This window comes from Streptomyces sp. A0642, assembly GCF_004795105.1.
Classification (GTDB): Bacteria; Actinomycetota; Actinomycetes; order Streptomycetales; family Streptomycetaceae; genus Streptomyces.
On sequence record NZ_SSBL01000001.1, the window covers coordinates 437,585 to 460,546 of the forward strand.

Annotated in this window: 23 protein-coding genes and 1 pseudogene; 19 read left to right on the forward strand and 5 right to left on the reverse strand. The window is 70.5% G+C overall.

Annotation, left to right across the window (positions count from 1 at the left end; translation table 11 throughout):
• Window positions 1-132: 132 nt before the first annotated feature.
• A pseudogene (locus E6R60_RS01760) lies at window positions 133-786 on the reverse strand (M15 family metallopeptidase).
• An 11-nt stretch (window positions 787-797) separates the two neighbouring features.
• Window positions 798-1,346, reverse strand: a complete 549-nt coding sequence (locus tag E6R60_RS01765; protein ID WP_136324547.1) for a GNAT family N-acetyltransferase — start codon at window positions 1,344-1,346, stop codon at window positions 798-800.
• Window positions 1,347-1,545: 199 nt separating this feature from the next.
• Between E6R60_RS01765 and E6R60_RS01770 the strand changes: the two genes are divergently transcribed.
• The 8 genes from E6R60_RS01770 to E6R60_RS01810 all read left to right on the forward strand — a co-directional run bounded on the left by E6R60_RS01770 (window position 1,546) and on the right by E6R60_RS01810 (window position 9,066).
• Window positions 1,546-2,229 (forward strand): maleylpyruvate isomerase family mycothiol-dependent enzyme, encoded by a 684-nt coding sequence (locus E6R60_RS01770; RefSeq protein WP_240802355.1) that lies wholly within the window; start codon window positions 1,546-1,548, stop codon window positions 2,227-2,229.
• A gap of 398 nt (window positions 2,230-2,627) precedes the next feature.
• Window positions 2,628-3,152: an SMI1/KNR4 family protein gene (locus E6R60_RS01780; RefSeq protein WP_136324550.1), complete on the forward strand. Its 525-nt coding sequence runs from the start codon at window positions 2,628-2,630 to the stop codon at window positions 3,150-3,152.
• A gap of 147 nt (window positions 3,153-3,299) precedes the next feature.
• Entirely contained in the window at window positions 3,300-3,434 is a 135-nt protein-coding gene (locus tag E6R60_RS37745) for a hypothetical protein (RefSeq protein WP_276613935.1), read from the forward strand.
• A gap of 596 nt (window positions 3,435-4,030) precedes the next feature.
• Window positions 4,031-5,143, forward strand: coding sequence for a YihY/virulence factor BrkB family protein (locus E6R60_RS01790; protein ID WP_136324551.1), 1,113 nt, complete (start codon window positions 4,031-4,033; stop codon window positions 5,141-5,143).
• Window positions 5,144-5,251: 108 nt separating this feature from the next.
• Window positions 5,252-5,821 (forward strand): phosphatase PAP2 family protein, encoded by a 570-nt coding sequence (locus tag E6R60_RS01795; RefSeq protein WP_136324552.1) that lies wholly within the window; start codon window positions 5,252-5,254, stop codon window positions 5,819-5,821.
• A 439-nt stretch (window positions 5,822-6,260) separates the two neighbouring features.
• On the forward strand, window positions 6,261-7,562 hold the full coding sequence (locus E6R60_RS01800) for an alpha/beta fold hydrolase (protein ID WP_240802356.1): 1,302 nt from the start codon (window positions 6,261-6,263) through the stop codon (window positions 7,560-7,562).
• A gap of 13 nt (window positions 7,563-7,575) precedes the next feature.
• Window positions 7,576-8,238, forward strand: coding sequence for an MBL fold metallo-hydrolase (locus tag E6R60_RS01805; RefSeq protein WP_136324553.1), 663 nt, complete (start codon window positions 7,576-7,578; stop codon window positions 8,236-8,238).
• Window positions 8,239-8,286: 48 nt separating this feature from the next.
• Complete coding sequence (locus E6R60_RS01810; RefSeq protein WP_136324554.1) at window positions 8,287-9,066, forward strand: exodeoxyribonuclease III; 780 nt, start codon at window positions 8,287-8,289, stop codon at window positions 9,064-9,066.
• Window positions 9,067-9,099: 33 nt separating this feature from the next.
• Here E6R60_RS01810 and E6R60_RS01815 read toward each other — a convergent pair whose 3' ends face one another.
• Window positions 9,100-9,369: a glutaredoxin domain-containing protein gene (locus E6R60_RS01815; RefSeq protein ID WP_136324555.1), complete on the reverse strand. Its 270-nt coding sequence runs from the start codon at window positions 9,367-9,369 to the stop codon at window positions 9,100-9,102.
• A gap of 154 nt (window positions 9,370-9,523) precedes the next feature.
• On the opposite strand from E6R60_RS01815, the gene E6R60_RS01820 reads away from it, so the two are divergent.
• From E6R60_RS01820 to E6R60_RS01840, 5 genes are all read left to right on the forward strand, one after another.
• On the forward strand, window positions 9,524-9,964 hold the full coding sequence (locus E6R60_RS01820; RefSeq protein WP_136324556.1) for a DUF6278 family protein: 441 nt from the start codon (window positions 9,524-9,526) through the stop codon (window positions 9,962-9,964).
• A gap of 133 nt (window positions 9,965-10,097) precedes the next feature.
• Entirely contained in the window at window positions 10,098-10,841 is a 744-nt protein-coding gene (locus E6R60_RS01825; RefSeq protein WP_136324557.1) for an amino acid ABC transporter ATP-binding protein, read from the forward strand.
• A gap of 14 nt (window positions 10,842-10,855) precedes the next feature.
• On the forward strand, window positions 10,856-11,767 hold the full coding sequence (locus tag E6R60_RS01830; protein ID WP_136324558.1) for a glutamate ABC transporter substrate-binding protein: 912 nt from the start codon (window positions 10,856-10,858) through the stop codon (window positions 11,765-11,767).
• A gap of 17 nt (window positions 11,768-11,784) precedes the next feature.
• On the forward strand, window positions 11,785-12,429 hold the full coding sequence (locus tag E6R60_RS01835; protein WP_136324559.1) for an amino acid ABC transporter permease: 645 nt from the start codon (window positions 11,785-11,787) through the stop codon (window positions 12,427-12,429).
• Complete coding sequence (locus tag E6R60_RS01840; RefSeq protein ID WP_136324560.1) at window positions 12,426-13,298, forward strand: amino acid ABC transporter permease; 873 nt, start codon at window positions 12,426-12,428, stop codon at window positions 13,296-13,298. Before E6R60_RS01835 ends, E6R60_RS01840 begins: the two co-directional genes overlap by 4 nt.
• A gap of 174 nt (window positions 13,299-13,472) precedes the next feature.
• Here E6R60_RS01840 and E6R60_RS01845 read toward each other — a convergent pair whose 3' ends face one another.
• Window positions 13,473-14,696, reverse strand: coding sequence for an Ig-like domain-containing protein (locus E6R60_RS01845; RefSeq protein ID WP_240802375.1), 1,224 nt, complete (start codon window positions 14,694-14,696; stop codon window positions 13,473-13,475).
• Window positions 14,697-14,944: 248 nt separating this feature from the next.
• Between E6R60_RS01845 and E6R60_RS01850 the strand changes: the two genes are divergently transcribed.
• The 5 genes from E6R60_RS01850 to E6R60_RS01870 all read left to right on the forward strand — a co-directional run bounded on the left by E6R60_RS01850 (window position 14,945) and on the right by E6R60_RS01870 (window position 20,509).
• Window positions 14,945-16,108, forward strand: a complete 1,164-nt coding sequence (locus E6R60_RS01850; RefSeq protein WP_136324562.1) for a peptidoglycan bridge formation glycyltransferase FemA/FemB family protein — start codon at window positions 14,945-14,947, stop codon at window positions 16,106-16,108.
• Complete coding sequence (gene murJ, locus E6R60_RS01855) at window positions 16,105-17,796, forward strand: murein biosynthesis integral membrane protein MurJ (RefSeq protein WP_136324563.1); 1,692 nt, start codon at window positions 16,105-16,107, stop codon at window positions 17,794-17,796. Before E6R60_RS01850 ends, murJ begins: the two co-directional genes overlap by 4 nt.
• A gap of 63 nt (window positions 17,797-17,859) precedes the next feature.
• Window positions 17,860-18,543, forward strand: a complete 684-nt coding sequence (locus E6R60_RS01860) for a response regulator transcription factor (RefSeq protein ID WP_136324564.1) — start codon at window positions 17,860-17,862, stop codon at window positions 18,541-18,543.
• Window positions 18,540-19,976: a HAMP domain-containing sensor histidine kinase gene (locus tag E6R60_RS01865; protein ID WP_136324565.1), complete on the forward strand. Its 1,437-nt coding sequence runs from the start codon at window positions 18,540-18,542 to the stop codon at window positions 19,974-19,976. Before E6R60_RS01860 ends, E6R60_RS01865 begins: the two co-directional genes overlap by 4 nt.
• On the forward strand, window positions 19,973-20,509 hold the full coding sequence (locus tag E6R60_RS01870) for a hypothetical protein (RefSeq protein WP_136324566.1): 537 nt from the start codon (window positions 19,973-19,975) through the stop codon (window positions 20,507-20,509). Before E6R60_RS01865 ends, E6R60_RS01870 begins: the two co-directional genes overlap by 4 nt.
• Here E6R60_RS01870 and E6R60_RS01875 read toward each other — a convergent pair.
• Window positions 20,481-21,713 (reverse strand): MFS transporter, encoded by a 1,233-nt coding sequence (locus tag E6R60_RS01875; RefSeq protein ID WP_136324567.1) that lies wholly within the window; start codon window positions 21,711-21,713, stop codon window positions 20,481-20,483. The two genes, E6R60_RS01870 and E6R60_RS01875, sit on opposite strands and share 29 nt — an antisense overlap.
• 99 nt (window positions 21,714-21,812) lie before the next feature.
• On the opposite strand from E6R60_RS01875, the gene E6R60_RS01880 reads away from it, so the two are divergent.
• A complete protein-coding gene (locus E6R60_RS01880; RefSeq protein ID WP_136324568.1) occupies window positions 21,813-22,898 on the forward strand; it encodes a DUF5937 family protein in 1,086 nt (361 codons plus the stop codon).
• Window positions 22,899-22,962 lie beyond the last annotated feature (64 nt).

The following is a 22,962-nucleotide window of genomic DNA, read 5'->3' on the forward strand; positions in this document are numbered from 1 at the left end:
TCCCTTCGCCTGCCGGCAGGCAACCACTCCTCATCCACAAGTCTTGACAATTCCTCTTGCCGGACCAGGGCGGGCGGCTCGCCGCCGGTGTGCTGCCCGGGCCGGAACAGGAAGTCTGGTCGGTCAGCTGCGCTAGCCGAGTTCCTTGGGGCCGTAGAGGGCCGCGGCCTTTCCTGTGAGCAGGGCCCAGTAGCGGTCCCCGAAGGACCAGTGCCACCACTCCGGGGGGTAGTTCACCAGTCCCGCGGCCGTGAGGACGGTGCCCAGCAGCTTCCGGTTGGCGCGGGCTTCCTCGCTGATGTTCGGGGCGTGGGTGTAGCAGGCGCCGGCGCTCTCCTCCGGGTCCGCGTTCATGCGCGTGCCCAGGTTCAGCTCGTGCCCGTCGGCATCGGCGAGGGTGAGGTCGACGGCCGCGCCGGCGCTGTGCGGAGCGATGTCGGGCGGTGACACGTACCTGCTCGCCGCCGAGTGGAGCTCACAGGAGGACCAGCCAGGGGCGCGGCCCGCAGTCGGCCAGCGTACTCCTCGAAGTATTCCCGCTGGCGGGAGGGCGGCCGGTAGCCCTCGACGAACAGCAGCCGCAAGCCTGCCGGAAGCATCGTCTGTGCAGTGAGCAGCCGTTCCAGCGCGCCTTCCCTCAGGTGGGCGAAGGCGTCCGCGGGGGTCCTGCTTGCGGGTGTCGACGAGCAGACGGCCGCCGACACGGACGTCCACGAGGCGTTCGCCGGACTCGACCACGGGTATGGCGACGACCTTCGGATCCGACATCAGCGCGATCCCTGTCATGGCGGCTCCCCTCATCCGGCCGGCGTGGCCGGGGGCCGCACGCCGAACCACTGCTCGGCGCCGTACTCCTCGAACCACTCGACCTCGGTGAAGCCCAGCTTCGCCGCGAGGCGCATCGCCCGGTCGTTTGCGCTCTGGGTGGAGAGCACCACGGGTTCGCCAGGGCACGTGCTGGTGAACCAGTCGAGTGCCGCCGCGCACGCCTCGAAGGCGTAACCATGTCCCCACGCCTCGGGCAGGAACAGGTAACCGAGCTCGGCCTCTCCGGCCTCGGGGCGGACGTGCCCCCGGCGCTCGGCACCGCGGGGATCGAGTGTGATCATGCCGATCATCGTTCCGTCGCGTGCGACCACGAAACAGCCGGGACGTCGGCCCGGCACTTCGGGCAGTGCGCGCTCGAGTTCGTCGCGGGGCCGGGTGTCGCCGATGTAGGTGCCCACCTCGGGCGAGGCGAACAACTCGACGAACGCCGCGCGGTCCCGGGCCTCGGACGCGCGGAGCATGAGCCGTTCGGTCGGTATCGGGACGGGCGGCCAGACGAAGGTTCCGGATTCGGTCATGACTGGGGAACCTATCGCACGCCCCGTGAAAGCGATCGGCGCAGCAGCCTGGCTGCTGCCCGGCGATCTTTTTTTCCTGCGGTCTGCAACCGGCACCGCTTCGACAGGCGTGTCGATGATCTGAGAAGTGCGCGCGGAGCGGAACCGGCGGGACGGCGAAGCGAGCATGGGACAGCGAACGGACGGAAGGCGACACGGCGTGGGTCACGACCAGGTTCTCGAAGCGTTTCAGCTGGAATGCGGAGCTCTCGGCGACGCCGTGGCCGGACTGTCCGAGGCCGAGTGGGACCTCTCGACGCGCTGCATTCCCTGGACCGTACGCGACCTGCTCGGGCACGTATGCGTGGTGATCGACTGGCTTCCGGCCATGCTGGACGCGCCGGAACCAGGCGAGGCGAAGATCTCCGCAGTGGAGTACTACCGCCCCGACGACCGCTTCTCGGCGCAGACCAACGGCAAGCGGATCGCCTTGGCTCAGGACCGTGCGGCACGGCCAGCAGACGGTGCCGCCCTCGCCGAGAACTTCGCCGCGACCTGGCGGCGGGTCGACCGGTTGTGCCGGGCCCAACCAGACGGCCGGACCGTGCGGACCCGCCACGGCGACGCCATGCTCCTGTCGGAGTTCCTCCTCACCCGCGTCGTGGAAGTCGCCGTCCACGGCCTCGATTTGGCCGACGCACTCGGACGCGAAGCCTGGCTCACCCCCGCGGCCGGTGACGCCGTGACGGAGCTGCTCCTGGGCGCGGAGCACGTCGCGGCGGCCGACAAGCTGGAGTGGAGCCGTCCCCACTTCCTGCGCAAGGCCACCGGCCGGGAGCCGCTGGACGCAGCGGAGGCCGCACAGGTCGAACGGCTCGGCATCCGCTGGCTCGCCCTGGGCTGATCTCCGACAGCCCTTATGTGCCCCAGCGACCTCAAGCCTCCGAGATCGCGCGAGACAGATGATGTGTTCACCCCGCAGGGGTTCCCCGTCGGGGTGAGGGACTCGAAAGGCCAGGCTCTCTTTAACCGGTCTCACATCATTGGAGACAGATTCCACGGGGCAAACATCCCGGAAAACATCTTCACGGGTTACCGACGCTTCAACGTAAGCGGAATGAAAGTGTGTGAGAGCAGAATGGCGGACGCCCTCGCCACGGAACCCGTCACATACGGCGCAGTCCTCGAGTATGGCAATCCGAACGTGGACCGGCCGACTGCGATCACCATGGCGGCATCGACCCCAACGCGTAATCTGTTCAGAGTACGGATAGAAAACAAGAACGTTAATGGAGGCGGCTGTTGAGTATCGAACTCCTAGAGGCTGCGCTGCCGGGACTGGTCGCGCGGCGTCTCGAGGTACCGAGGCGCATCGATTGGCAGGTGGTCTTCGACGGGTTGGGCACTCGGCTGCCAGACGAGTACATCACTTTGGCGGAGTCGTACCCTCGCCTGGAGATCGGGCACTGGCTCACAGTGACGTCGCCGGCCCCAGGTGACGAAGCGGGATTCGTCGAGGAGGCCAGAGAGGATATCGCCGTTGCCGAGGGTATGGCGCAGAAGGAAATGTTCGGGGGTTACCCTGTCTTCCCGGAATCGGGAGGGTTGCTGGCGTGGGGCGCCTCGATAGACGGAGACGAATTCTTCTGGCACACGCAAGGGCAGCCCGACGAATGGACAGTCGTTGTGGCCGGGAGGAATGACGACTGGTTCCACTACGAGGGCAGCCTGTCGAGCTATCTCGCCTGGCTGTGCTCTGGAACGGCCACACCGCATGGGATCCCTCCGAACTTTCCGGGGCCTGAACCCGTAGTTTCGGTCGGCTAAAGGGCTCAAGATTCGGGCCAGTAGCCGATGATGGCGTCGGGGCCTGCTTCCATCAGGGAGCGGGCCCCGACTGCGTCAGGCTGGTCCGGCCCAACTTAGTGAACGCGTCGTCCGGCTGATCGACCAACGCATGTGCACGGCAATCTCGTGGCACACGAGATCGACCACCTCGACGGGCTGCTCTACACCGCCCGTATGCGGCCCGGCGTCGAGCCGATCCGCGTCGAGGAATACCGGGAATCCGGCCGCAGCGGGGCTGCGACTCCCGACCGGTCCCCCTGATCTTTGGAGGCCCCCCTCGCAGGAGGGGTGGCCGCCCCGGGGCTGCTCCTGGACTGCCGGGCCCCTTCGGTGTCTGCCGGCCCGATGAGGCGGACATGGACGAGCCGCCGCAGGACGCGTACGCCCGCCACCGGCCTCCCCGCCCGCGAGGGGCGCGGGCGGTGAACGGGTGGTGTCGGTGGAGTCCGCCGACACAGTCCAGCCGATGTCATCTGCTCCCTCAGCAGCTGCCGGCCCCGAGCCAAGGATGTGCTCCCAGGAACCATCCATGGCCCATCTGATCAGCCGTCCTTAGGCGGTCTGGAACGAGCTGGGAACGACGCGGTGACGGGAGAGTGGGCTGCCCTGGGTTTCGTAGCGGCCGGATTCTGTCATTTCAGGCGGTGTTCGTGGTCGCTGGGGTCGCGGGTACGGGGCCCTGAATTCTTCGGGTGCGAGGTAGTCGGGGGCGGAGTGCAGCGTCCGGTGGTGACCAGCCGCCCCGCTGAACGACGGCTCGTTCGACCTGGTAAGCGTCTCGCCAGGGACCGTGGGGCTCGATCGGTCAGGCTGCCGTGCGCGCATGAAGGGTTGCTTTTGCGGTTACCCGCTCGCGTATGGAAAAGCTGACGAGTTGGGGACACAGGCGCGGGGATGGCCGTCACGTCCGTGGCGGCCCTGCTGTTCTGCACAGCGAGGAGCAGGAGCAGGAGCACGGCGACGATGCCAGCGGCCGCTCGGAGGAGCAGGAGCCGTATGGCCCGGGTGCGGAGGTGGAGCGCAGGGCGCCGGATGGTCCCACCGAGATGCCGAAGAAGTCGTGGTGGGCGGTGCTGCGCGGCACGTTGAGGGAGTTCAAGGACGACGAGCTGACCGACCGCGCGGCATCCCTGACCTACTACGGCATCCTGTCGCTCTTCCCGGCGCTGCTGGTCCTGGTCTCCCTGCTGGGAATCGCCGGGCAGTCGGCCACTCATGCAATCCTGGACAACGTCGAGAAACTCGCTCCGGGAGCCGCGAGCGATGTGATCCGAAGCGCGGTGCAGCAGTTGCAGGGCAACGCCGGCATCGGCTCGCTCATGGCGATCGTCGGCCTGGTCGTGGCGACCTGGTCGGCGTCCGGCTACGTGGCGGCGTTCATCCGGTCCTCCAATGCCGTCTACGATCTGCCCGAGGGCCGCCCCGTGTGGAAGGTGCTGCCGCTGCGCCTGCTCCTGACAGTCGTGCTGATGGTCCTCGCGGTGGTCAGCGCGTTGATCGTGGTGTTCACCGGCCCCCTGGCGCGCCGGGCCGCAGACGTGATCGGGCTGGGTGACACCGTGGTGAGCGTGTGGTCGCTCGCGAAGTGGCCGGTCCTGGTCGTCCTGGTCACCCTCATGATCGCGATCCTGTACTGGGCCAGTCCCAACGCGAAGGTCCGCGGCTTCAAGTGGGTCACCCCGGGCAGTTTCCTCGCCCTGGTCATCTGGATGATCACCTCCGCGGGGTTCGCGTTCTACGTGGCGAACTTCGCCTCCTACAACAAGACCTACGGCACCTTCGCGGGTGTCGTCATCTTCCTGGTGTGGTTGTGGATCACCAACATCGCGATCCTGCTGGGCTTGGAGTTCGACGCGGAGACCGCCCGTCAGCGGGCTGTCGCCGGCGGTCACCCGCCCGAGGAGGAGCCGTACGTCGAGCCGCGTGACACCCGCAAGTGGGACGAGGAGGACCGGCGTCGACTGGAGTGAGGCCTGGCAAGCGGCATGCATGCCCGGGCGGTTTGCGAGTGACGCCCGCGCGAGCGGTTCGTGGCCGATGTGGGGTGTGGACTGCGGATGCGGGGATATGAGCGGCTCATGAAGTTGCTGGCAGAGGTGCAGAGGGCAGACCGGCTGGTGGCGCAGGCAGCCGGTTGGCGTATTCCGGCCCGCGTCGGCCGGGTGCTGTCGGTGGCGGAGGAGGCCGCGGAGAGTTCGAAGCTGTGGTGCGGCGCGGCCGTAGCGATGGCCGTGGGCGGCGGGTGGCGGGGCCGCAAGGCCGCGGCTGCAGGGCTGGCGGCTCTCGTGGTGGGGCAATTGGTCTCCAACGGTCTGGGGAAACAACTCGCCGACCGGCCCAGGCCGCCGAAGGAGTGGTATCCGCACGACGAGACCGACGACCGGCCCGACTCCTCCTCGTTTCCTTCCGGTCATACCGCCGCCGCCATCGCGTTCACCGCCGCCGTCGCGCCCACCTGGCCGGCCGCAGGTCTGGCGTGTGCGGTGCCGGCGGCCTTGGTGGCCGTCGAGCGGGTGCAGTCGGGCGCCCACTACCTCAGCGACGTCGCCGCCGGCGCGGCCATCGGCCTGCTCAGCGCCCGGCTCACCCGAACACGGTGCCCCGTGCTGCTACGGCGCACACTGGAGCCCGCGCACCTCGTGCCGTAAGGCCGAACTCGCCGGCGAGGAGCTGATGGCCCAGTCCCCCATGGCGGATGGCATTCCTGGCCTGGTCCGTGCCGTTGAGTTGGCCAGCGAAAGGGATCTCTGCGCCGCGCTGGTCATCTGTACGAAGGCCTCGCTGCCTTGCACACGCTGTTCGAACGTGGGGCGAATGGGCCTGCGTTCGAGGATTCACACCGACCGGCGTGGCCGGAGAAGCAGCGGTCACCATCAACACGGTCCACTACTTGATCAATCCCGGCTGGGCCGAGGACCTGAACCGCTACCTCTAAGACATGGAAACGTTGCTGACCGACTAGGCGGCTGGGCCGTCAGCACACGGTGGTGGGTGCCTACCTGGACACTTGAGGGTTCCGGCGGTGCCGGGCCTGCCGTCACGGAGGGAGCAGTAACCGCGAGGTCCACCCCGGCGATGTGACATCTCATGACAGATGAGAGGGTCTTCCGGGTGACCGAGACACCACCGAACACCCTGCAATACCGCTTTGACGGGCCCGAAGACGCACCAGTCCTGGTGATCGGCCCCTCCCTCGGTACCACCTGGCACATGTGGGACCGGCAGATACCCGAGCTCACCCAGCACTGGAGAGTCTTCCGCTACGACCTTCCCGGGCACGGCGGCGCCCCCGCGCACGCCGCCTCCGCCGTCGGGGAGCTCGCCGACCGGCTGGTGGCCACCCTCGACGGGCTCGGGGTGCGGCGGTTCGGGTACGCCGGCTGCTCCATCGGCGGAGCGATCGGCGCCGACCTCGCCCTGCGCCACCCGCAGCGGGTCGCCTCGCTGGCTCTGGTGGCCTCGTCCGCCCGGTTCGGCAGCGCCGACGAGTTCCGGCGGCGCGGGGTGATCGTCCGGACGAACGGGCTGGAGCCGATGGCCCGCACCGCGCCGGAACGCTGGTTCACGCCCGGGTTCGCCGCCGCGCAGCCGGCCATCGTGGAATGGTCCGTCCAGATGGTCCGCACCACGGATCCCGGCTGCTACATCGCCGCCTGCGAGGCCCTCGCCGCCTTCGACATCCGCGGCGAGCTCGGCAGGATCGGCGTCCCCACGCTCGTCCTGGTCGGGGCCGAGGACCAGGTGACCGGGCCCGGTGACGCCCGGACGCTGGTGGCGGGCATCCCGGACGCACGGCTCGCCCTCGTCCCGGGCGCCTCCCACCTGGCCCCGGTCGAACAGCCGGGAGCCGTCACCGATCTCCTGCTCACGCACTTCTCCGCGGCCTGGCAGGACACCCTCGCGGCCATTCCCGCGCCCTCGTTCGCACCCAGGCTGTCCGCCCCCGTGCTGCCCGTCGCGGAGCTCACCGCCGCTCCCGCGCAGCCCGAGGCGGAGACCGGTGGGCGTGCCGATCCGTACGGGCCGGGCATGAAGATCCGCCGTGAGGTGCTCGGCGACGCCCATGTCGACGGTGTCATGGCCGCCGCCGACGACTTCACCGGCGATTTCCAGGAACTCCTCACCCGCTACGCCTGGGGCGAGGTCTGGAGCCGGGAAGGGCTGGACCGGCGCACCCGCAGCACGGTCACGCTCACCGCCCTGATCGCCTCCGGGCGGCTGGAGGACCTGGCCGCGCATGTCAGCGCCGCCCTGCGCAACGGCCTCACCCCGGCGGAGATCAGGGAAGTGCTGCTCCAGACCGCCGTGTACTGCGGGATTCCCGCCGCGAGCGCCGCCTTCACGATCGCCCAGTCGGTGATTCACGTCGAAACGACTCCGCCGGCGTAGCAGGATGGGCGGTATGAACGATCAGAACTCCGGGCCGACCGCGCTCACGCTGACCAAGCAGTCCCACTCCTGCATCCGGCTGGAGAAGGGCGGCCGCACGCTCGTCATCGACCCGGGAGGGTTCTCCGAGCAGGACGCCGCGATCGGTGCCGAGGCGATCCTGGTGACGCACGAGCACCCCGACCACTTCAACGAGGAGCGGCTGCGGGCCGGTCTGGAGGCCGACCCGGCCGCCGAGATCTGGACGCTGCGCAGCGTGGCCGGGAAGCTCGCCGCGGCCTTTCCGGGGCGCGTGCACACCGTCGGACACGGCGACACGTTCTCGGCCGCCGGGTTCGACGTCCAGGTGCACGGCGAACTCCACGCCGTGATCCACCCGGACATCCCCCGGATCACGAACATCGGCTTCCTGGTCGACGGGTCCGTCTTCCACCCGGGCGACGCCCTCACCGTGCCCGAGCAGCCGGTCGACACGCTGTTGCTCCCGGTGATGGCCCCCTGGAACAAGATCTCCGAGGTCATCGACTACGTCCGTGAGGTCGGGCCGCGCCGCGCCATCGACATCCACGACGCGCTGCTGACCGATCTGGCCCGCCCGATCTACGACAGCCAGATCGGAAGTCTGGGCGGCGCCGACCATGCCCGGATGACCCCGGGGGAGTCGACCGGTCTGTGACGGGCGCCGGACCCGCCGCTGTCAGTGGGAGCCGCTAGGTTTACGTACATGCGCATCGCCACCTACAACGTCAATTCGATCACCGCCCGCCTGCCCCGGCTGCTGGCCTGGCTGGAGAGCAGCGGCACGGACGTGCTGTGCGTCCAGGAGACCAAGTGCACGCCCGAGCAGTTCCCGACCGAAGCGCTGCGTGAACTCGGCTACGAGTCCGCGGTCCACGCCACGGGCCGGTGGAACGGGGTGGCGCTCATCTCCCGCGTCGGCCTGGCCGACGTCGTGACCGGGCTGCCCGGCGGCCCGGACTTCGAGGGCGTCCAGGAGCCCCGGGCCATCAGCGCGACCTGCGGGCCCGTCCGTCTCTGGTCGGTGTACGTGCCGAACGGCCGAGAGGTGGCGCACGAGCACTACGCGTACAAGCTCCGCTGGTTCGAGGCGCTGCAGAAGGCGGTGGCGGCGGACGCGGCGGGGACGCTGCCGTTCGCCGTCCTCGGTGACTTCAACGTGGCCCCGACCGACGAGGACGTCTGGGACCCGGCCCTCTTCGAGGGCTCCACCCATGTCACCCCCGCCGAGCGGGCCGCCCTCGCCGCCCTGCGCGAGGAGGGCCTTGCCGAGGTGATGCCCCGCGCGCTGAAGTACGACCGCCCGTACACCTTCTGGGACTACCGCCAGCTGCGCTTCCCGAAGAACAAGGGCATGCGCATCGACCTCGTCTACGGCAACGCCGCGTTCACCGCCGCAGTCGAGGACAGCTATGTGGACCGCGAGGAGCGCAAGGGCAAGGGCGCCTCCGACCATGCCCCCGTGGTCGTCGACCTCGACCTCTGAGCAGCGCGCCCGCACTCCGCGCAGGGGCCGGGCTCAGGAGTCCGCTTGCGGCGCCTGAGCCCGTACGGCCTCGCGCAGCTGCCGCATCGACGGGTTCACCATGGCCTTACCGCCGACGGTGACCGTCGGCACGGTCTCGTTCCCGTCCGCCACCGAGCGGACGAACGCGGCGGCTTCGGGGTCCCGCCAGATGTTGATCTCGGTTCGGCGCAGTCTCGCGAGCCGCAGCCGGAGCCGGAGCTTCATGCAGTACGGGCAGCCGGGGCGCCAGTAGACGACCACCCCGGCCCGGTCCTCGGCCATCCGAACTCCCCTGTCCGTACGTGCGACGTGCGTACGGGTGCACCCGCGTACCGGGGAGTCTAGAACGCACGGTGTACGGGGGGTGTGGGGCGCGCGAACGACAGGCCGCGCGCCCTGTGGTGCGGATCCGGGCAGGGATGGGACCCTGAGCGGTATGAACATCCCTTTCTTGGACAACTGGCGTAAGCGTCACGACGGAACGCGGGAGGCGGGGCTCGCAGCCGCCGTCGAGGCCGATCCGGAAGGCGTGGCAGAAATGCTCGCCGAATGTGAGCTGCTCCGCGTCCGGGTGGGGGAGCGCGGGCTCGAACTCGACGACACCCCGGCCTCGTTGGCCGCGCTGGATCAACTGCCGCCGCGCTGGCGCGACGATCCGGAGGAGCTGCCCTGGCTGGGCAACGACGCGGGGCTCTATCTCGGCACCGTCCTGGTGCGCAACGTCGAAGGCGCGCTCTGGCACATCCGGCCGAGCGGTCAGCCCGTGGTGCGCCTGGCCTCGGGGCGTGAGATCGATGTGGTCGAGGCCGGACTGGACTGGGCGATGACGGGCAGCCCCGAGCTGTCGCAGGTGTACTCGGAGTCGGCCGAGGGGTGACGGCCGGCCGCGCACATCACGCGGCGAGATAAAACGCCTTATGACCCATTTACGCGTGTCGGGTGTGAAGTCCCTTGCCAGGGCGGATAGTTTGCGCTGACCTCGACAAAGCGATAAGTGGGTAGGGCAGCGTATGGCCGTCGATCCGTTGATCGAGCTGCATGACGTCAATAAGTTCTACGGAAAGTTGCACGTACTGCAGGACATCAATCTCACCGTCGGCCGCGGGGAGGTGGTGGTGGTCATCGGCCCCTCCGGCTCCGGTAAGTCGACGCTCTGCCGGACCATCAACCGCCTTGAGACGATCGAGTCCGGCCGCATCTCCATCGACGGCAGACCCCTCCCCGAGGAGGGCAAGGGCCTGGCGCGGCTGAGGGCCGAAGTCGGCATGGTCTTCCAGTCGTTCAACCTGTTCGCGCACAAGACCGTGCTCGCGAACGTCTCGCTGGCGCAGCTCAAGGTCCGTAAGCGGAACAAGGGCGAGGCCGACCGGCGGTCCCGCGAACTGCTGGAGCGAGTGGGACTCGTCGGTCAGGCCGACAAGTTCCCGGCCCAGCTCTCCGGCGGCCAGCAGCAGCGCGTGGCCATCGCCCGCGCCCTCGCCATGGACCCCAAGGCGCTCCTCTTCGACGAGCCCACCTCGGCTCTCGACCCGGAGATGATCAACGAGGTGCTGGAGGTGATGCAGCAGCTCGCACGGGAGGGCATGACCATGGTCGTCGTCACGCATGAGATGGGCTTCGCCCGCTCGGCGGCAAACCGTGTGGTGTTCATGGCCGACGGCCGCATCGTCGAGGACCGGACTCCGGAGGACTTCTTCACCGCCCCGGAGAGCGACCGCGCCAAGGACTTCCTGTCCAAGATCCTCAAGCACTGACGGGAGGCCCTGTGTTGCGTACGAGGAAAGTACTGGCCGCCTGTGCCGGCCTCCTGCTGGCCGTGCTCGCCGCGGGCTGCGGCAAGGACGGCAGCCCGCCGGTGAAGGGGCCGCAGGCCGGGGCGCTGCCGGTGTACAAGGTCGACACCGCCTTCCGGCTGCCGGATTCCAGGACCTGGACCCAGGCGAAGAAGCGCGGCTATCTGCGGGTGGGGGCCAAGGAGGACCAGCCCTACCTCGGTGAGAAGGACCCGGCCACGGGCATCTACTCGGGCTTCGACATCGAGATCGCCCGGATGATGGCGGCCTCGCTGGGCTTCGATCCGAAGACGATCAGGTTCAAGACCATCGCCTCCGCCAACCGCGAGACCGCCCTGCAGAACGGGCAGATCGACTACTACGTCGGCACCTACACCATCAACGACATGCGCAAGAAGCTCGTCGGGTTCGCCGGTCCCTACTACATGGCGGGTCAGGGGCTGCTGGTCCGGACGGACGAGGACGACATCCACGGACCGCAGGACCTGGCCGGCAAGACGGTCTGCTCGGCGGCCGGTTCGACCCCGTACCAGCGGATCGCCGCCGACTACCCGGAGGCGAAGCTGGTCGCCTACGACACGTACTCGATCTGTGTCGACAACCTGCTGACGTTCCAGGTCGACGTCGTCACCACCGACGACGCGATCCTGCTGGGCTTCGCCGCGAAGGCGCCCGACGAGATGAAGGTCGTCGGCAAGCCGTTCTCCGAGGAGCCGTACGGCATCGGCGTCCCGCGCAGCGACAACGCACTGCGGTTCGCCCTCAACGACGCACTGGAGACCAACGAGAAGAACGGCAACTGGAAGAAGGCGTTCGAGGCGACGCTCGGCCTCTCCGGGGCGCCCGCTCCGCAGCCGCCGCCCATCGACCGCTACCCGGCGAACTGAGAGGACGGCCACGACACATGGACGTACTCACCGAAAACTTCTCGCTCTACGCCAAGGGCTTCGTCGGCACCGTCGAGCTGACCTTCTACGCCTCCCTCCTGGCGCTGGCGGTCGGCTTCCTGATGGCCTCCTTCCGGGTGGCGCCCGTCGGCTCGCTGCGGGTGATCGGCACGGTCTGGGTGACCGTGCTGCGCAACACCCCGCTGACGCTGCTCTTCTTCGCCGTCCTGCTCGGGCTGCCGCGCTTCGGCCTGGTGCTCCCGTTCAACGTCTTCGCGATCCTTGCGCTCGGCTGCTACACCTCCGCGTTCATCTGCGAGGTGCTGCGCTCCGGCATCAACACCGTGCCCACCGGGCAGGGAGAGGCGGCGAGGAGCCTCGGCATGACGTTCGGCCAGACGCTCGGCAACGTGGTGCTTCCCCAGGCGTTCCGCTCGGTGATCCCGCCGATCGGCTCGACGCTCATCGCCCTCGCCAAGAACTCGGCGATCGCCGGGGCGTTCAGCGTCACCGAACTCCTCGGCACGTACAAAACCCTCAACGAGCTGGGCTACAGCATCATCTGGACCTTCGTCTGGATCGCCGTCGGCTACCTGATCATCACTCTGACCATCAGCGCGATCTTCAATGTGCTGGAAAAGCGCTGGGGAGTCGCCCGATGACCGCCCACTCCGCCCCCGCCCCCACCGTGCTGTACGACATCCCCGGACCGCAGACCCGCAAGCGGCACCGCGTGTACGGAATCGTGTCGACGGTCCTGATCCTCGCCCTGGTCGGCTGGGTCATCTATCTGCTCTTCGACACCGACCAGTTCACCAGTGCCAAGTGGACGCCCTTCGAGTACAAGGGGATCCAGGAGCTGCTGCTGCGCGGGCTCGGCAACACGCTCAAGGCGTTCGCGTACGCCGCGGTGCTCTCGCTGGCGTTCGGCGCCGTGCTCGCGGTGGGCAGACTCTCCGACCACCGGCCGGTGCGCTGGGTGGCGACGGTCCTCGTCGAGTTCTTCCGCGCCATGCCGGTCCTGGTGATGATCTTCTTCATCTTCGTCGCGCTGAAGGTGCAGCCGCTGCCGGCCCTGGTCGCCGGACTGACGCTGTACAACGGCTCGGTGCTCGCCGAGGTGTTCCGCACCGGCATCAAGTCGGTGGAGCGCGGCCAGGGCGAGGCGGCGTTCGCCCTGGGCATGCGCAAGACGCAGGTCACCACCTTCGTCCTGGCTCCGCAGGCGGTGCGTGCGATGCTGCCCACCATCATCAGCCAGTTGGTGGTGGCGCTGAAGGACACCTCGCTGGGTTACTTGATCACGTACGAGGAATTCCTTCACGCCGGGAAGCTCATCGCGTCCAACCTCGACTACGATCTGCCCTTCATCCCCGTGGTGATGGTGATCTCGCCGATCTACATCGGGATGTGCATGCTGCTCTCCTGGTTCGCCACGTGGGTGGCGAGGCGTCAGCGCCGCAACCCGAAGACGGAGGCGACGGGCGTGGGTCCGGCTCAGCCGGCGACGCTGATGCCGCGAGCGCGGTAGCCCGGGTCCGCCGAGCGGCGGTCCTGGGGAGCGGTGCCCGTCCGGCAGCAGCCGGTGATCACTTCTCGCCCGCGGCACGGGTGCCTGTGAAGGCCCGTGCCGGGCGGGGAGAAGGTCAGCTGCGTGCCGGCCGTGCCGTTCGTACCGGGGGTGCGGGCCGTGTCCGCCGTACCGTCAGCCGAGAGCGCTTCTGGTCCGCCAGTCGGCCCAGGAGACGTTCCATGCCCCGTAACCGTTGCCCTCCGCGACCGTGCCCTTGGCGTCCGCGCCGGTGATCTCGAAGGGGTCGCCGACGCGGACCCGGCGGTAGAGGGACGCGGCGTCGGCGTCGCTCATCCCGACGCAGCCCGAACTGTGGTTGGCCACACCGAAGTACGCCGCGTTCCACGGCGCGGCATGGGCGTACATGCCCGACCAGGTCAGCCGCATCGAGAAGTCGACCATCTTGTCGTAGGCGTCCCCGAGGCCCACCGTCTCGGAGTTCATGTTGATCGTTCCCTCCTTCGCCATCAGGACGGCCGTGCCCCGCCACGACGCCCTGTCGCCGCCCGGCGTGCCGCCGGAGATGGGCACGTCCATGACCGTCCTGCCGTCCCGCTTCAGAGCCAGCCGGTGGCGGTCCAGGTCCACCTTGACCACCTGACTGCTGCCGACGGTGAACGTCGTCGCGTAGTCGCGTACGAACCAGCCGCCAGAGGGGCCCGAGTCGACGCCGTTGAGATCGGCGGCGAGGGTGATGCGGGTGCCGGACTTCCAGTAGTCCTTGGGCCGCCAGTCGACGCGGTCCCGGCCCGAGTAGTCGGCCAGCCAGCCCCAGGAGCCCTCGGTGCCGTTCGAGGTGGAGACCTTGAGCGCCCTCTCGACCGCCGCCCTGTTCTTCACCGGATGGTCGAACACGATCGACAGCGGCTGGGCGACACCGACCGTGGTGTTCTTGCCGGGGGCCAGGGTCAGCTTGTTCACCTTGCCGGCGGCCGCCGTCGTGAACCCGGCCGTGTCGCCGCCCCCGCCGGTGTCCTTCGCCTCGACGCGATACGTGGTGCCGGGCGCGGCCGGCCGGTCCGACGTCCAGCTCCTGCCGTCGGGGGAGAGCCGGCCGGTGAGGGCGTCGCCGCCGTCCGCCGAGACCGTGACGGTACGCAGCTTCCCGGTGGCCAGCGTCACCCTCACCGGCCGGCCCGCGGCGGCCGTGGCGCCGCGCAGGTTCACCGAGATCCGGGTCTCCGCGGCCTTCGACGGGCCGGCGCCCGGCCCCTGGCCGTCCTGACCGGAGGCGGCCGCGCCGCCGGAGCAGGCCGTGAGAGCGGTGCCGAGCACCACGGCGCCGACGGCGAGGGCGAGCCGGGCGGGACGGACGGGATGGGTGCGACGGGCGGTGCGCCGAACGGCGGTTGTCAGAGAGGCGGATATCAAAGGCAGCAATGGGAAAACCTCCTGGGCCATGCGCCGTCATCGAACGAGCGGCATTCCCCGGAGCCTAGGTTCCGGCAATCCGCGGATATACGGGAATGCGGTGTGTGACGAGAAGCGCAGCGCAACGGTCACCGTCCGGTCACATCCGGCGCGCAGCCCCGTCATGACCCGCTGTGAACATCCTGTGCAGCCCCGCAGAGACGCCGCGGGGCCCACGAGGGAGGGCCACGGACATGTCAGCGCTGCTCGCGACCGGAGACCGCAGCCGTCACCAGGACCTACGGATGCGCGGCCTGACGGCCGCCGAGCACCGGGCCCACGTGGCCGCACGGGCGGATGCGAGCTTTCTCCAGTACCCGTCCTGGGCCGGTGTGAAGGACCAGTGGTCGTCGGAAATGGTGGGCTGGCTCGGCGACGACGGGGAATTGGCCGGCAGTGCCCTGATTCTCTACCGGCAATTCCCGGGCACCCGGAAATACTTCGCCTATCTGCCGGAGGGGCCGGTGGCCGACTGGGCCGATCCCGGAATCGACCGCTGGCTGAGGCCGCTCATGACCCATCTGCGCGGCGCGGGCGCGTTCGCCGTCCGCATAGGACCGTCTCCGGCCTACCGCCGCTGGGACACCGCCCGCCTCAAGGCCGCGACGGGCCCCGGGCGCACCGTCGGCGACGTCCTGGCGCGCGAGGTCGACCCGCTCGGCGCGGCCGTGGCCGACCGGCTCCGCGCCCGCGGCTGGCGGCGCTGCGGCGGGGACGGTGACGACGCGGACGCCCAGCCCCGGTACGTCTTCCGGGTGCCGCTCGCCGGCCGGACCACCGACGCCCTGTGGGCGGGCCTCAACCAGGAGTGGCGCCGCAACGTCCGCAAGGCCGGCAGGGCCGGGGTGCGCATCGTGACCGGGAGCGCGGCCGAACTCCCCGAGTTCCACCGGCTGCTGCGGATCACCGAGGAACGCGACGGCTTCCGGCTCGGCCGCTCCCTCGCCTACTACCAGCGCCAGTACGCCGTACTCAACGCCGAACAGCCCGGCCGTATGAAGCTCTGCCTCGCCGTGCACCAGGGCGAGATACTCGCCGCCCACACGATGATCAGCACCGGACGCCGGGTCTGGTACCAGACCGGCGCGTCCGCCGACCACCGCCGCGAGGTCCGCCCCAGCAACGCCCTGCAGTGGCAGATGCTCCTCGACGCCCACGCCCAGGGCGCACAGGTGTACGACATGCGCGGGGTATCCTCCACCCTCGATCCCGACGACCGCCCCTTCGGATTGCTGCGCTGGAAGTTCGGCACCGGCGGGCAGGTCGTGGAGACCCTCGGAGAGTGGGAGACATCAGTGGGCGGCGCCACCAACAACACGCTGTACCGCGCCTTCCAGGCCTATCTGGCACGCCGGTGAGGGCCGCGGACGCGGCCACCGGCGCGGTCGCCCCCGAGGAGCACGAGCGCCGGGGCTCCGCCTCGGTGCTGCGCAGCGGCGCCGTGATGGCCGCCGGATCCGTCGTCTCGCGCGCGACGGGGTTCATACGCTCGGCGGTCGTCGTCGCCGCGCTCGGCACGGGACTGCGGGCCGACGGCTACACGGTCGCCAACACCGTCCCCAACATCCTCTACATGCTGCTGATCGGCGGGGCCCTCAACGCCGTCTTCATCCCCGAACTCGTCCGGGCCGCCCGGGAGCACGCCGACGGCGGGACCGCCTACACCGATCGCCTCCTCACCCTCTGCACGGCGGGGCTCCTCGCCCTCACCGCGCTCGCCGTCGCGGGCGCCCCGCTGATCATCTCGGTGTACGCGCCCACCTACGACGGCGACCAGGCCGAACTCACCATCGCCCTGGCCCGCTACTGCCTGCCCCAGATCCTCTTCTACGGGCTCTTCACCCTCCTCGGACAAGTGCTCAACTCCCGCAACCGGTTCGGGGCCATGATGTGGACCCCCGTCCTCAACAACCTCGTGATCATCGCGGTGTTCGGGCTGTATCTCTGGACGGCGGCGGGCTCGGACGGCGAACTGACCTCCGCCCGGGCGCAGTGGCTCGGCTGGGGGACCACCGCCGGGATCGCCGTACAGACCCTCGCCCTGGTGCCCGCCCTGCGCGCCGCGAAGTTCCGCTGGCGGCCGCGGTTCGACTGGCGCGGCAGCGGACTCACCCGTCCGCTGCGGGCGGCCGGCTGGCTCGTCATGCTCGTGCTCACCAACCAGGCCGCCTACTGGGTGGTGACCCGGCTCTCCACCGCCACCGGCCAGCACGCGGCGGACCAGGGCCTGGCGGGAGGCGCGGGCTACACCGCGTACAGCTACGCCTACCAGCTCTGGGTGGTGCCCCAGGGCATCGTGACCGTCAGCCTCGTCACCGCGCTGATGCCGCGGATGAGCCGGTCCGCCGCCGACGGCGATCTGGCCGGGGTGCGGCGCGACGTCTCGTACGCGCTCCGGACCTCCGCCGCCGCCGTGGTCCCGGCCGCCGCCGTCCTGCTCGCACTCGCCCCGTGGGTGATGGGGTCCGTCTTCGGGTACGGACGGACCGGCCCGGCGGACATCACCGTGATGGCGGGCATGATGGCCGCCTTCGCGCCGGGCCTCATCGCCTTCTCCGGGCAGTACGTGCTCTCCCGCGGCTTCTACGCCCTGGGCGACACCCGCACCCCCTTCCTCCTCAACCTGGTCATCGCCGCGCTCAACGCGGGGCTCTCGGCAGCCGCCTATCTGATGCTGCCCGCGCGCTGGGCGGTGACGGGAATGGCGGGGGCCTACTCCGTGGCGCTGTTCGCGGGATTCGCCGTCACCGGGTACGTACTGCACCGCAGGGTCTGCGCATCCGGCGCGCGGCGGCCTTCGCTCCTGCGCTCGCCGGGAGTATGGGCGCACGCCCGGCTGGTGGCCGCGTGCGTGCCCGCGGGCCTGCTGGCGTACGCGGCGGCCCGCGCCGTCGACACGGACGGGCCGGGGACCGGGGACTTCGCCGCGGCCGGGACCGGAGTGCTGGTCCTCTTCCTCGTGGTCGCCCTGCTCGCCCGCCCGCTGCGGCTGACCGAGGTCGGCACCGCGCTGAGCGCCGTACGCGGCCGGCTGCGCCGCACCTGAGGCGGCACCGGCCGGACGCACACCCTTCCGAATCCACTCCTTGATCACTGGGATACTGACGCCATGCCTCGCGTGCTGCTGATCGAAGACGACCCCTCCGTGCGAGAAGGGGTGGAGCTGGGGCTGCGCAGGCGCGGTCACGAGCTGCGGACCGTCGGCACGGGCGAGGCGGGACTGGCCGCACTGGACGAGTTCCGGCCCGAACTCGTCCTGCTCGACCTCATGCTGCCCGGAATGAACGGCGTCCAGGTCTGCCGCCGCATCCGGGAGACCAGCCAGCTGCCGATCATCATGCTCACCGCACGCGGCGACGACTTCGACGTGGTCGTCGGACTGGAGGCCGGCGCCGACGACTACATCGTCAAGCCGGCCCGTACCGAGGTCATCGAGGCCAGGATCCGCGCGGTGCTGCGGCGGCTCGCCGAACCCGCCGGGCGCAGCGGCGTCGAGACCCACGGCGTGCTGACGGTCGACCGGGTCGGCCTCACCGTCGCCAAGGCGGGGGAGCGGCTGCTCCTCGCCCCCTCCGAACTGAGGCTGCTGCTGCACCTCTCGGCCGCGCCGGAGCAGGTCTTCAGCCGCCAGCAGCTCCTCGAATACGTGTGGGAGCACAGCTACCACGGCGACGCCCGGCTGGTCGACGCCTGTGTGCGCAGGCTGCGGCAGAAGATCGAGGACGTGCCGGGAAACCCGCGCTACATCCAGACCGTCCGCGGCTTCGGCTACCGCTTCGGACCCCTCGGATGAGGCTGCCGTCCGCCCGGTTCGGGCTGCGCACCCGGCTCATAGCCGCGTTCCTGTTCGTCGCGGCGGTCAGCGCCGCCACCACCGCGGCCCTGACCTACCGCGAGGCCCGCTCGGCGATCCTCCAGCAGGCGCAGGACACCGCCGTCGCCCAGTTCCGGGACCGGATCAGCCAACGCGGCGTCGATCTCCCGCCCGACCGGCTCGGGCTGCGGGACATGTGCCTCGCCCTGGCCCGCGACGGGAAGTCGCATACCTGGACCGTCTTCGCCGAGTACGGCGACCTGAGGGTCTCCTCCTCCGACCGGCCGGTCTCCAGCGTGATCACGGCATCCCTGCGAGCGGCGGCCCGGAACAACGCCCACGGATCGTTCCAGCGCGTCGTCAAGGACGGCAAGCCCTGGCTGACCGTCGGCATGCCGACCCTCTTCGACCGCGGCGACGGCCGGCAGCCCACCGGCCTCGTGCTCTACGCGGTGATGCCGCTCGCCACCGAGGAGGCGAACGTCGCCGCCATGGTCACCGCGGCCCGCGACGGCGCCCTGCCCGCCCTGCTGATCGCCCTGGTCCCCGCGCTGCTCGCCGCGCGCAGCGTCCTGCGTCCGGTACGCGATCTGCGCCGCGCCGCCGCAGGCATCGGCCGGGGCGAGCTGCACACCCGGATCGCGGTCCGCGGATCGGACGAACTCTCCGAACTCGCCTGGACGTTCAACGAGTCGTCGACCAAACTCCAGGAATCCGTCGAGGGGCTCCGCCAGGCCGAGGAACGGGCCCGGCGCTTCGCCTCGGACGTCTCGCACGAACTGCGCACCCCGCTCGCCGGCATGCTCGCCGTGACGGAGGTGCTCGACGAGGACGCCGCCGGGCTGCGCCCCGACACCGCGGCGGCCGTCCGGCTGATCAGCACGGAGACCGGAAAGCTCGCCACGCTGGTCGAGGACCTGATGGAGATCTCCCGGTTCGATGCCGGGGCCGTCGATCTCCACAGCGACGAGGTCGATGTGGCCGAGACGATCCGCAAGACCCTCCAGGCCCGTCACTGGGACGACCGGGTCCGCACCGAACTCCCGGACGGCGTACGGGCGGTGCTCGACCCGCGCCGCTTCGACGTGATCGTCGCCAACCTGGTCGGCAACGCCCTGCGGCACGGGGCCGAACCCGTCACCGTACGCCTGCGGACCGAGCGGCGGGACGGGGCGGCGCGGCTGGTGACGGAGGTCGAGGACAGTGGCCCGGGCATCGACGCCGCCGTGCTCCCGCACATCTTCGACCGGTTCTACAAGGCCGACGCGGCGCGCACCCGGTCGACGGGAAGCGGACTGGGACTGGCGATCACGCGGGAGAACGTCCGGTTGCACGGCGGTACGGTCCATGCCGGGAACGGGCCCGACGGCGGAGCGGTGTTCACCGTCGAACTGCCGCTGGAGGGGCCATGAGGAGCGTGCGCACGCCCGGCGCGCTGCTGGTGCCCCTGGTGCTGCTGGCCGGGGGGTGCGGCATCCGGGCGACGGAGGTGGTCGAGGCAGGCGAACCGGCGACCGTGCAGGTGGCGCCGGCCGGAGAGCTGAGCACGGTCCTCTACTTCACCTCCTCGTCGGCGGCGACCCGGCTGATGCCGGTCGTCCGCTACACCGCACCGTCGGGCGAAGGGTCCGGGGCGGGCACCTACGGGGAGGAGCCGCCCGCCGGTGCGGTCAGGGCCCTCGACATGCTCTTCGCCGGCCCCACCCGAGCGGAGCGAGACGCCGGCCTCCGCTCCGAACTCCCCACGCACCGGGTGAAGAGGAGCATCGAGCTGAGCGCGCAGGGCGTGCGGGTCACCCTGGACATCCCGGTCACCCAGCTCTCCGAACCCGCACGCCAGCAACTCTTCTGCACCGCCGCCCAGGCCCGCACCGCCGACCGGGCCGAGGTGGTGACGGTGACCGGCACGGACGGCGTCATCGGTCCGGCGCGCTGCTCGGTCTGACCGCGGGACCCTGTGCCTTCTCGGTGGCGACGGCGGAAGCGGAGAGCAGCGTACCGGCGGCGAGACTGCCCCACAGGGCGGTCGGGCCGTAGGGTGCGAGCGCGGTGATGGCGGCCGGGGAGACGGCGAGACCGAAGCCCGTGGAGAGCTGGAAACGGGCGAGGGCCCGGCCGAGGACATGCGCCGGGGCCAGGGCGGTGACGAGCGCGATGGCGCTCCCGGCGTAGACGATCTCGCCCAGGGTGCAGACCACGGACACCGCGGCGACTGCCGGGGCGCCCCAGCCGTGCCCCAGCGAGGTCGCCACCAGGAACCCGAGGTAGGACGCGGTGAGGACCACGCCGGCGAGAGCCAGCACGGTACGCCGGGAGAAGCGGGACATCAGGGCGGTCACCGGAACCTGCAGCGTGACCACCAGCACCGTGTTGGCCACGAAGATGGCCGCCGACCACACCGGGGACGCGTGCACCTGCGTCACCAGGACCAGGGGGAGCGCGATCTCGGGGACGTTGAGGCAGAAGGCGTAGACCACGTTGGCGCCCAGCAGTGCGCCCATGCGGGGCGGCGGTCCCTCGTTCCTGTCATCCGCCGGGGCGGCCGCCGGACGGGCGCGCAGGCGGACCGACCACGCCAAGACCGCGGCAGCGAGACAGGCGAGCCCGGTGACGGCCGCCAGCACCCGCAATGCGGTGGCGCCGCCCGCCAGGCATGCGGTGGCGAGGAGTGCGCCCGCGCCCAGACCCGCGTTCCGCAGGGCGCGGCCGGCCGCGAGAGCGGTGTCGCGTTCCCGGCCGTGGGCGACCGTGGCCACGAGAGCCGCATGGGCGACCGGCCATGCCTGGTTGCCGATGCCGAGGAAGAGCACCGCCGTGGTGAACAGCGGGACATGCCCCGCCGGGGCGGCCAGCAGCAGAGCCACGCCCAGCACCCGCACCAGCATCGACGCCGCCACGACCGTGCTGCGTGCGCCCCGGTCCAGCCATCGGCCGACCGCGGGCAGGCACCCCAGACCCACGACGACGCCGACCGTCATGGCGAGGCCGGTGGCCGGCGCGGACAGCCTCAGCACCGTCACGCCGTAGAGCAGCAGAAAGGGCCGCAGCAGGCCGGTGCCGAGCGCGTCCACGGCCAGGGCGACGGCGTAGCGGGGGCCTCCGGAGGCACGGACGAGGGCGCGCGGCCGGATCGTGGTGGTGGTTGCCATGGCGACCACGGTGGGGTCGGCCGCCGGGCCGGCCCCGTCGGTTGACGGACACCGTCAACCGACGCCGCCGCCGGTCGTACGGTCAGTGATGATGAGGGGGTGACCCTGAGGATCGACATCAGCGGCCTGCCGTCCGAGCGACTGCGGTTCGCCGCCTCCCCGCTGGCCGAACTGACCGCGATGCTGCACGTGCTGGCCGAACCCGCGCACCATCCGCGACTCGGTGGCTGGGCCGGGGACGTCTGGGCCGGGCTGCGGCCGGAGTTGGCCGAGCGGCTCAGGGAGGCCGAGTTCCTCTGGCGTTCCTCCCGAGCCGACTTCCTGGTTCCCGCCCGTCCCCGGCCGACCCTCGCCGAGGAGCTGGACGACGTGGACCGGATCGACGACGAAACGTATGTGACCGCCGCGCTCGTCACCACCTGCGGCAGCAACCGGGTCCACTTTCCCGCGCCGTCGCCGCTCACCGACACGACCGCCCGTGAGCGTGCCCTGGACCTGGCCCAGGCCCGCGGCCCGCTGCAGGAGGCCTTCGCGGAACGGCTGCTCGCGGACCCGGCCGCCGTGCGGGCGAGGGTGCGCCGCACCCTCGAACAGTGCGCCGACGCCTTCTTCGAGGCCGCCTGGGCCGGCATCGCCGTGGAGATCGCCACCGATCTCCGCCTGAAGAACGACCTGCTGAAGCGCCAGGGGAAAGGGGCGGCCCTCGCCTCGGTGTCCGACGCGGTCACCCTGGCGCCGGAAGGCGACAGCATCATCCTGGACAAGCTGCAGGACAAGTCGACGTCCGCCCAGGGCACCGGGGTCACCTTCATCCCCAGTGTCTTCGGCGATCCGCACCTGGTGGTGGTCCACGCGCGCGGGTGGCAGCCGGTGGTGCAGTACCCCGTGGCCGAGCCGGGTTCGGCGGAGATCGTATCGATGGAGACGATCACGCTCCGGCTGGAGGCACTCGCGCATCCGGTACGGCAGCGGCTGCTGCGCACCCTGGCCCGCGGCCCGCACACCACCGGCGAGCTGGCCCACGCCTGGGAACTCTCACCCCCGGAGGTCTCCCGTCACCTCGCCGTCCTGCGCCGCGCGGGCCTGCTCACGGCCCAGCGGCACGGCCGCTACGTCCACTACACGCTCAAGGTGCCCGATCTGACGGCGCTGGGCGCCGACCTGCTGGCGGCCGTACTGCGCTGAGTGGCTCTGCGGCGGGACAGGCAACGGCGCGGTGTCCGAGGGGGCTCCGCGCCGGAGCCTGCGG

Excerpts from the sequence above, each read along its gene's own strand:
- E6R60_RS01800 (WP_240802356.1), top strand. The coding sequence starts at position 6,261 with ATGACAGATGAGAGGGTCTTCCGGGTGACCGAGACACCACCGAACACC.
- E6R60_RS01825 (WP_136324557.1), top strand. The coding sequence starts at position 10,098 with ATGGCCGTCGATCCGTTGATCGAGCTGCATGACGTCAATAAGTTCTAC.
- E6R60_RS01765 (WP_136324547.1), bottom strand. The coding sequence starts at position 1,346 with ATGACCGAATCCGGAACCTTCGTCTGGCCGCCCGTCCCGATACCGACC.
- E6R60_RS01875 (WP_136324567.1), bottom strand. The coding sequence starts at position 21,713 with ATGGCAACCACCACCACGATCCGGCCGCGCGCCCTCGTCCGTGCCTCC.
- E6R60_RS01870 (WP_136324566.1), top strand. The coding sequence starts at position 19,973 with ATGAGGAGCGTGCGCACGCCCGGCGCGCTGCTGGTGCCCCTGGTGCTG.
- E6R60_RS01850 (WP_136324562.1), top strand. The coding sequence starts at position 14,945 with ATGTCAGCGCTGCTCGCGACCGGAGACCGCAGCCGTCACCAGGACCTA.
- E6R60_RS01795 (WP_136324552.1), top strand. The coding sequence starts at position 5,252 with ATGAAGTTGCTGGCAGAGGTGCAGAGGGCAGACCGGCTGGTGGCGCAG.
- E6R60_RS01840 (WP_136324560.1), top strand. The coding sequence starts at position 12,426 with ATGACCGCCCACTCCGCCCCCGCCCCCACCGTGCTGTACGACATCCCC.
- E6R60_RS01835 (WP_136324559.1), top strand. The coding sequence starts at position 11,785 with ATGGACGTACTCACCGAAAACTTCTCGCTCTACGCCAAGGGCTTCGTC.
- E6R60_RS01865 (WP_136324565.1), top strand. The coding sequence starts at position 18,540 with ATGAGGCTGCCGTCCGCCCGGTTCGGGCTGCGCACCCGGCTCATAGCC.
- E6R60_RS01810 (WP_136324554.1), top strand. The coding sequence starts at position 8,287 with ATGCGCATCGCCACCTACAACGTCAATTCGATCACCGCCCGCCTGCCC.
- E6R60_RS01805 (WP_136324553.1), top strand. The coding sequence starts at position 7,576 with ATGAACGATCAGAACTCCGGGCCGACCGCGCTCACGCTGACCAAGCAG.
- E6R60_RS01820 (WP_136324556.1), top strand. The coding sequence starts at position 9,524 with ATGAACATCCCTTTCTTGGACAACTGGCGTAAGCGTCACGACGGAACG.
- E6R60_RS01860 (WP_136324564.1), top strand. The coding sequence starts at position 17,860 with ATGCCTCGCGTGCTGCTGATCGAAGACGACCCCTCCGTGCGAGAAGGG.
- E6R60_RS01790 (WP_136324551.1), top strand. The coding sequence starts at position 4,031 with ATGGAAAAGCTGACGAGTTGGGGACACAGGCGCGGGGATGGCCGTCAC.
- E6R60_RS01815 (WP_136324555.1), bottom strand. The coding sequence starts at position 9,369 with ATGGCCGAGGACCGGGCCGGGGTGGTCGTCTACTGGCGCCCCGGCTGC.